The organism is Candidatus Protofrankia californiensis (assembly GCF_900634765.1).
Classification (GTDB): domain Bacteria; phylum Actinomycetota; class Actinomycetes; order Frankiales; family Frankiaceae; genus Protofrankia; species Protofrankia californiensis.
Genome location: NZ_CAAAFT010000483.1, coordinates 1 through 5,676, shown reverse-complemented (window position 1 = coordinate 5,676; position 5,676 = coordinate 1). Strand labels below are relative to the sequence as shown.

5 protein-coding genes and 2 pseudogenes are annotated in these 5,676 nt (G+C 64.9%); 4 read left to right on the top strand and 3 right to left on the bottom strand.

The annotated features are described in order from the left end of the window. The 4 genes and pseudogenes from DD1DGNOD_RS24855 to DD1DGNOD_RS24840 form a co-directional block, all read left to right on the top strand. Positions 1-184: pseudogene (locus DD1DGNOD_RS24855) on the top strand (serine/threonine protein kinase); the annotation flags it as partial. Positions 185-829: 645 nt separating this feature from the next. Further along, positions 830-1,756: a TauD/TfdA dioxygenase family protein gene (locus DD1DGNOD_RS24850; RefSeq protein ID WP_131768783.1), complete on the top strand. Its 927-nt coding sequence runs from the start codon at positions 830-832 to the stop codon at positions 1,754-1,756. Between the two features lie 209 nt (positions 1,757-1,965). Further along, on the top strand, positions 1,966-3,012 hold the full coding sequence (locus DD1DGNOD_RS24845; protein WP_131768782.1) for a PhnD/SsuA/transferrin family substrate-binding protein: 1,047 nt from the start codon (positions 1,966-1,968) through the stop codon (positions 3,010-3,012). A 19-nt stretch (positions 3,013-3,031) separates the two neighbouring features. Next, the gene (locus DD1DGNOD_RS24840) at positions 3,032-3,934 is read left to right on the top strand and encodes an ABC transporter permease (RefSeq protein WP_131771149.1); all 903 of its coding nucleotides are present in this window, start codon (positions 3,032-3,034) and stop codon (positions 3,932-3,934) included. Here DD1DGNOD_RS24840 and DD1DGNOD_RS24835 read toward each other — a convergent pair. The 3 genes and pseudogenes from DD1DGNOD_RS24835 to DD1DGNOD_RS24825 form a co-directional block, all read right to left on the bottom strand. Beyond that, a complete protein-coding gene (locus DD1DGNOD_RS24835; RefSeq protein ID WP_131768780.1) occupies positions 3,905-4,753 on the bottom strand; it encodes an amino acid ABC transporter permease in 849 nt (282 codons plus the stop codon). The two genes, DD1DGNOD_RS24840 and DD1DGNOD_RS24835, sit on opposite strands and share 30 nt — an antisense overlap. Continuing rightward, positions 4,750-5,400, bottom strand: a complete 651-nt coding sequence (locus tag DD1DGNOD_RS24830) for an amino acid ABC transporter permease (protein WP_131768779.1) — start codon at positions 5,398-5,400, stop codon at positions 4,750-4,752. Before DD1DGNOD_RS24830 ends, DD1DGNOD_RS24835 begins: the two co-directional genes overlap by 4 nt. Positions 5,401-5,474: 74 nt before the next feature. Then, a pseudogene (locus tag DD1DGNOD_RS24825) lies at positions 5,475-5,676 on the bottom strand (transporter substrate-binding domain-containing protein); the annotation flags it as partial.

Sequence of the window (5,676 nt, the reverse complement as noted above, 5' to 3'; positions counted from 1 at the left end):
GTACGAGCAGATCGCGGCGCACTCGCGTGTGTGCGACAGCCCTGAACGCATCGTGCTGCCCACCCGCTTCGGTCCGCAGAGCCTCGCAGTTGCGGCGAGCGCAACCGTGCTGGACGCCGTCCATCGCAGCCCGCGCAGCCTGAGCCCGGCACGTGCCACCCCGGGCAGCCGGCTCCCCGACTGAGTTATTTTCACTCGAACGGTAAACATTGACCCGGCCGGTCGGCGGTATGAGTATTGGAACATGAGCAACATCGGGCCCGCCCTGCTTGGGTGTACATTGCTTGGGCGCGTATTGCCTGAGTGCGGTATTCATGCCGCCCGCCGCTGTTCCGCCCGTCGTACGACATGGTGTTGTTGATTCTTTTGTAGGCGGTGGAGTCATGGCGCCGCGGCGCCCTTTCGGGTGACTCCGGCCGGTCACCGGTTACTGCCGTCGTTTCCCGTGCTGCTCGTATTCCGCCGGCCGGATCATCCGTTCGCGCATGCATGAGAACACGCCGGCGCGGGCCGGAATTGTTCCGGAACGGGTCATTCCGGAACGGGTCATTCCGGGACGGGTCGGCCACGGCCGAAATCCGCTGTTCGTTCCATGACCACCTGGATTCCGTGACCGCCTGGATGGTGCTGTCATAACAACCAGTGTCAGAGGTCGATCTCCCCCGGAGGAACTGTCGACCTGCCCGTGCCCCGTCCGTCCGCAGCCGGCCTCCGAGTGCGGAAATCCATGGTCGCGTGCTTTTCGGCCACGTAGGTTTCTCGGGGCCTTCGAGCACGCGAAAAACATGGTCGCGCGCTCTTGACGCCAACCAGTCTGGAGTACACAGAGATGACAAGTACCGCTCAACAGCTGGGCATCGATGTCCGGCCTCTTTCCGGTCACACCGGAGCCGAGATTCACGGTGTCGACCTGAGCCGGGATCTCGACGACGCCGCGATCGCCGAGATCCGTTCCGCACTGCTGCGGTGGAAGGTCGTGTTCTTCCGCGACCAGTCCATCGGTCACGCCGAGCAGATCGCCTTCGGGTCCAGGTTCGGTAAAATCACTCCCGCCCACCCGCACGAGGATGCCCCACCCGAGGGTTTCCCGCAGATTCTGCCGATCGACAGCCGCCGTTACGTGGAGAAGTTCGGCAAGCGGAGGGCCACCTACGACAATGGCTGGCACACCGACGTCACGGCGTTGGTGAACCCGCCGGCCGGGTCGATTCTGCGCGCCGACATCGTCCCCCCGTACGGTGGTGACACCGCCTGGACCAACCTGGTCGCGGCCTATCAGGGCCTCCCGGAGGAGCTGCGTAAGTTCGCCGACGGACTACGGGCCAAGCACAGCTTCAACCCCCGGCTCCTGGCGGGGACCGCCTATGGGCAGAAGATCGCGTCAAATCCCCTGGCGGCGATCCACCCGGTGGTTCGTGTGCACCCTGAAACGGGCGAGCGGGCGCTTTTCGTCAGCCCGAGCTTCACCTCCGGGGAAAACGAGATCATCGGGTTTTCTCAGCGTCAGAGCTATCGGATTCTCGACCTGTTCTACGAGCAGATCGCCCGGCCCGAGTACACGGTGCGCTTCCGCTGGAGCCCGGGTGACGTCGCTTTCTGGGACAACCGGGCGACCGCGCACCTGGGCCCGTCCGACCTCAACCACCTCGACTTCGACCGCGTGCTGTACCGGATCACCCTGGAAGGGGACATCCCGGTCGGGGTCGACGGGCGGCAGGCGGAACTCGTGGCCGGGCAGCCGTTCCTCGCGAACTGATTGCCACCGCCGGTTAATTGTCACCGTAGGTTGATTGTCACCGCCGGTTGACCGGCTGGCGGTCGGGCGCACGGGCGCCTCACCGCATGACACCGGCCGTGGTCGGACGACCGTTGCAAGGTCGCCGGCCACGGCCGACCAGCTGCCGATCACCGCACCGGATCGCGTGCTCACACCTGCTCCGGACGACCTCTCATGTGGAGGACCTGATGTCCTACCGGCGACGGCCCATGCGGCGTCTGGCTCCGCTGTCCGCCGTGCTCATCGCCCTCATAGCCGTCGCCGGCATCGCATGCGGAGGGAACTCGACGTCCTCGCGCGACGGGTCCGCGGGGACGCATGCGGGCGACAGGTTAACGCTGCGGATAGGCGACCAGAGTAAAGGACTCCAGTTGCCCCTGGAGCTGTCCGGGCAGAGCCAGGGAACCCCCTATGACCTGCAGTGGAACACCTTCGCCGACGGTCCGCACATGAACGCGGCCTTCAGCGCCGGCAAGATCGACATCGGAACGATGGGTGACACCCCGGTGCTGTTCGCGAACGCGGCGCACGCCGACGTCACTGTCGTCGCGATCTCCAAGTCCACGGTGAACAGCCAGACCATCATCGCTACCCGCCAGTCGGGTATCAGGACCGTGGCCGACCTGAAGGGCAAGCGGGTCGCGTTCACCACCGGCACGTCGCTGCACGGATACCTGCTCAACCAGCTCGACAGCGTCGGGCTCACGCAGGAGAACGTCACTGCTGTCAACATCCCCGGCACGAGCTTGCTGGCGACTCTTGAATCCGGGACGGTGGACGCGGTCGTCTACACCCGGCAGTTCATCCAGACATACTTCCGAAAGAATCCGGACGTAGTAGAGGTCGAGACCAAACCGATACCCCAGTACAGTGTGATCCTGGCGGCCAAGAACTCCCTGAAGGACCCGGCCAAGCGGGCCGTCATCCAGGACTTTCTGGTCCGTTTGGCCAAGGCGTCCACCTGGCCCAAGGCAAATCCTGCGGGCTGGGTCGATGCCTACTACGTGAAGCAGCTGCATCAGGATCCGGCGGCTTCCGCGGAGTACTTCGCCAGCCTGCCGGCAACCCGCTACGGCCCGGTGCCGGACGACTTCGTCGAGAGCCAGCGGGTCCAGGCCAGGCTTCTCATCGGCGTCGGCGAGTTGCCGAAGGCCCTGAACGTCGACGACGAGTTCGACGCGGCGGTCGACAAGGAGTTCAGCGCGCCCCTTTCCACTGCCGTCCCAGCGACCTGACCAGACGGAAGGGAAGCGCATGACCGAAACCATCTCACGTGAGTCCACGGCGACGACAGGTGACCGCGACGGCAGCGGCACAACGGCCGAGCGCACCCACCGGGCCGTCCCGGCGTCGCGGGACCACAGCAGGCAGTGGCGTACCGTCCGGGGCCGACGGAAAATACCCCGATGGGTGCGCCGGCTCACCGGCCCGTTTCTTCTTTACCTGACGTGGCAGCTGGTGACGAGTTTCGGGATCGTCAGCAGCCGATCGCTGGCCTCACCCGGCGCCGTACTGGCGGCGGGGCGGGAAATGTGGGGCAGCGGTGAGCTGCTGGACGCCCTGGGCAGCTCACTCTACCGAGTGGGTTGGGGACTTCTGTTCGGCGTGGCCATCGGTCTGTCGCTGGCGGTTGTCGCGGGATTCTTCCGGTTGGGTGAGGACGTCGTCGACTCGTCCATGAATTTCCTCCGGACGATCCCGGTCATCGCATTACTTCCACTGATCATCGTCTGGATCGGAATCGGGGAGGAAGCTAAGATCTTCCTTATCGTCATAGGTGTGGTCTTTCCGATCTATATGAACACGTTCGCCGCGATCCGGGGCGTCGACGCCAAACTGGTCGAAGCGGGTATGATCTTCGGACTCGGCCGGCAGGGCCTCATCCGGCGCGTCATCGTCCCGGGATCGGTGCCCGGCTTCCTGGTGGGCCTGAGGTGGGCACTCGGCGTGGCATGGCTTCTACTGGTCTTCGCCGAGCAGGTGAACACCGACCGCGGCATCGGCTACCTGCTGAACCATGCGCAGGCCTGGAACCGGACCGACATCATCGTTCTCTGTCTCGCGATTTACGGACTGCTGGGACTGCTCAGCGACGGCATCGTCCGGTTTCTGGAAAGGAGCCTGTTGTCATGGCGTCGCGGCTTCGCGGGGACGTGACCCCACCCGGCCGGACAGCCTCGCCTCCAGGTAGGTCGCCAACCTGGTCACCAGGTAGTTGACGAGTATGAAGATGCCGGCGATGACCAGGTAGGTCTGGATCGGGTTGCGCAGGGTCTGAATGGCGATCAGACCCCGGCGCAACAGTTCCTCGTAGGAGATGAAAGCTCCGAGCGAGGTGTCCTTGAGAATCACCACGAGCTGGCTGATCACAGCCGGCAGCATCGAGCGGAATGCCTGCGGCAGCAGGACGATCCGCAGTGTCTGGCCGCGGGTGAGACCCAGGGCCGACGCTGCCTCGGTCTGCCCTTTCGGTACCGCGAGTATGCCCGCCCGGACGATTTCGGAAATGACCACCGAGTTGTAGGCCGTCAGACCGATCACGATGTACCACAGCAGCGGCAGCCTGAATCCATAGGCCGGGAGAACCTGTGCGGCAAAAAAGATCGCAATGACCACGGGTACACCGCGCAGCAGTTCGACCACCCCGACGACGGCCCACCGGTACCACCGTGCGGCGGAGATCCTGGTCGTCGCGATGAGAACACCGAACACCAGGGAAAAGGACATGGCCAGGGCAGCGGCTGTCAGGGTGTGCAGCAGGCCGCCGCCGAGAAGGCGCCACAGGTCTGGGAAGTCCTCGTCGCCCGGGTTGAACAGCGGGCTCCATTTGCTGCTGTCGAACTGTCCGTTGGCCGCCAGCCGGCGGGCGGCCAGCACCACCAGGCCGATCAGGACGAGGCTGACGACGGCGCTGGCAACGGCGATACGCCGGCGTCCGCGCGGGCCCGGAGCATCGTGAAGAACCGAGCCGCTCACCGTGTCACCCTGAACCGTTTCTCTGCCACCAGCACGAGCAGGCCGGCGGGGATGATGATGACGAGATATCCGATCACGACGCCGGAGTAGACCGGTAACGCGGGTTCACCCCTCGCGCCGTTCAGCGTGCTCGCGACGCTGTAGAGCTCGCCGCCGACCCCGAACGCACCGACGATCGCGGAGTTCTTCACCATCGCGATCGCGACATTTCCCAGCGGGGGGATGACCGCCCGGATCGCCTGTGGAAGGACGACCAGCCGTAACGACTGGCCGAAGGTGAGGCCGATCGAGCGGGCAGCTTCCGCCTGGCCTGCTTCCACCGCCCCGATTCCGCTGCGTACCGCCTCACAGACAAATGCGGCGGTGTAGATGGTGAGCCCGACGGCCCCGAAGGTGAAGTACGAGCCATTGACCCCCGCCTCCGGCAGGCCGAAGGCGAAGGCGAACAGGACAATTGTCAGGGGGCAGTTGCGGACCAGCGTGACATAGGCGGTGCCCACGGCACGCAGGGGTGGCACCGGCGACACCCGGAATCCCGCGAGAACGATCCCGAGCAGCAACGCCGCCACGGCAACCAGACCACAGATTTTCAATGTTCCCAACAGGCCGTCGGCATACAGGCCCAGGTTGTCGGTGATGACATCCATGGCGGCTCCCGGGGTGGCGTTGGCTCAGGAGACTGCAAGGTTACAAAGGTTGCGGGGTCACGAAGTTATGGTGATCAGGAGCAGGGGGCGAGCGTGGGCAGGGTCGGCGTGGTCTTGGCGACCTTGCCCGCCGTGGATTCCCACGCCTTGGCATAGCGCCCGTCTGCCGACGCCGCAGTCAGCTGCTCGTCGATGAATTGGCAGAAGGCGGTGTCACCCTTTTTGATGCCGATACCGTAGGGCTCGGTGGTGAAGGGCTTGCCGACGATCTTGAAG